Source organism: Aetokthonos hydrillicola CCALA 1050 (genome assembly GCF_017591665.1).
GTDB classification, from domain to species: Bacteria; Cyanobacteriota; Cyanobacteriia; order Cyanobacteriales; family Nostocaceae; genus Aetokthonos; species Aetokthonos hydrillicola.
The window spans coordinates 1-2,232 of sequence record NZ_JAAKGC010000294.1 but is presented as its reverse complement, the minus strand read 5'-3'; the positions used below and the strand labels follow the sequence as shown (position 1 = coordinate 2,232).

Here is a 2,232-nt window from a genome sequence, read left to right as displayed (position 1 = left end):
CTATTCTCTATCATTGATTACTAATGCTGATAATCCAAGTCCCAATGTACCGGGAGAGGGGAACGTCTCCAGGAGATTGAACTGAGCAGTTGAAATAGTAGACTCCGCCAAAAGTTGGGTTTTGTACATTAGATAGAATCAGTTCTACGTTACTACCTGCTGGAACTGGCTCTTGAGGAAAAATTTGAATCACGTGATTTTCTTTGTCCCACTTGACATCAGATAGTGGAACTTTTTTGTCTTTAACCTTTAGCTCAACACCCTTGGGGTCAAAGACTCCTTTGTAGTATTGAGGATATTGAATGATGAAATGAGCTACAGCTATTTTCATTTTTTTATGAGAAACTCTTAGACGGTAGCGATCCCATCCACTCGGTTGACCGCCAAAATCTAAGCGGTAAGATAGTTGATTTTCTCCTTTAACGCCACTAAATAGTGTTAAACCTGGATTAGATTCTGCCCAACTGATAGCTGGTAACCCAGTTAGCCAACAGCTTGTTACAGCTAAAGCACAGAGAAATTTAAAATTCCGGTGCTTAAAACTTCTAAAAACTAAACTTCGCACGGTTAAGCTCCTGTTGCAGAAATAAAGATCTAAATAAATGGAAGTGAAAGTTTGTAAATTAAACTTTACTACTGACTATATAAGATTGGACGTAAAATCCTTGCAAAAAGTGTCCTTTTTCAAAGACTTTTCGGAAAGACCGCTGTTGCGTTTGTAGCTAAAAAACTTATTTGTGTAAGTATAAGTGAATTTGAATATGTTTCCAAATATGTAGAAATGTATCCATTTTTAACGTCTCTGTGATAAAAATTCAGCTATTTGCCAGCGCTATCATTGCTAACTTAAGGTAGATTATTGAAAACAAACTCCACTCTCAATCAGAAATAATTCCAGGTTTTTGAAGATAAGTCGGTCGAAAATTAATTAATGTTACGATTTCTAAAGAAATAATAACAAGATTTTGAAATCCCTAAAAGAAGTTGAAGACAAAGATACAAGATTTGGGGATCAACATAGGATATGCAGATGAACCTTTTTGCAAGTGCATGAGATTGTTCCCCATGAACTAATAAAAAAGTACGTACAGAACAAAGAGAGAAGGCTTAGTGCTTAGCTAAGCCATTGGGTAATAGCCAATGGTCATAGGCTATAAATAACCTTCCTCATAGGTAGAATTTCTTAACTTGCAAGAATTAGGTATTTTTCTCAAGGAGATTTCATGAGAATAGCAGTTGCCAAAGAAATAGAAGTTTGTGAGCGTCGTGTTGCCTTAATTCCTGACACTGTTGCTAAGTTGGTAAAACAAGGTGTAGAAGTGTTGGTAGAAGCTGGTGCAGGCGATCGCGCTTTCTTTAGTGATGGTGCTTATGAAGCAGCGGGAGCTAAAATCATTGCTGATAGTGCGACATTGTGGAGCCAAGCGGATATTTTGCTTAAAGTCAGTCCACCTCAAGAGCGAGAAGATGGACGTTTTGAAACTGATTTGTTACGAGAAGGATCTGCGCTGATTGGGTTTATTAACCCATTAGGAAATCCATCTCTGGCACAGCGGCTCGCAGAACGTAAGGTAACTGCAATTAGTATGGAGTTGATCCCCCGGACGACGAGAGCACAAAGCATGGATGCTTTGTCATCACAAGCGTCAATAGCTGGTTACAAGGCGGTACTAATTGGCGCAGCAGCATTACCAAAATACTTCCCAATGTTGACAACTGCAGCAGGAACCATCGCTCCAGCAAAAGTGTTTATCATGGGAGCTGGTGTGGCTGGCTTGCAGGCGATCGCAACCGCCCGACGTTTGGGAGCAGTGGTAGAAGCTTTTGACATCCGTCCCGCAGTTAAAGAAGAAGTACAAAGCTTAGGGGCAAAATTTGTTGAAGTAAAACTAGAAGAAGCAACAACCGCCGCAGGTGGCTACGCGAAAGAAATTTCAGCCGATAGCAGACAACGTACACAAGAAGTTGTCACTCAGCACATTAAAAATGCAGACGTAGTGATTACTACAGCCCAAGTTCCAGGCAAAAAAGCACCACTTTTAGTCACTGAAGAGATGGTAAAACAAATGAAGCCAGGTTCAGTGGTTGTGGATCTTGCGGCTGAACAAGGTGGAAACTGTGCCTGCACTGAGCCAGGTAAAGACATTGTATGGAATGGAGTCACAATTATTGGCCCAATTAATCTACCATCTTCATTGCCAGTCCACGCTAGTCAGTTGTATTCCAAGAACA

General features: G+C 40.5%; 2 protein-coding genes. One reads left to right on the top strand and one right to left on the bottom strand.

What is annotated here, in order from left to right; translation table 11 throughout:
* Positions 1–10: 10 nt before the first annotated feature.
* The gene (locus G4P69_RS37135) at positions 11–565 is read right to left on the bottom strand and encodes a DUF2808 domain-containing protein (RefSeq protein ID WP_208354868.1); all 555 of its coding nucleotides are present in this window, start codon (positions 563–565) and stop codon (positions 11–13) included.
* A gap of 658 nt (positions 566–1,223) precedes the next feature.
* Between G4P69_RS37135 and G4P69_RS37130 the strand changes: the two genes are divergently transcribed.
* On the top strand, positions 1,224–2,232 hold a 1,009-nt coding region (locus G4P69_RS37130), incomplete at its 3' end, for a Re/Si-specific NAD(P)(+) transhydrogenase subunit alpha (RefSeq protein ID WP_208354866.1).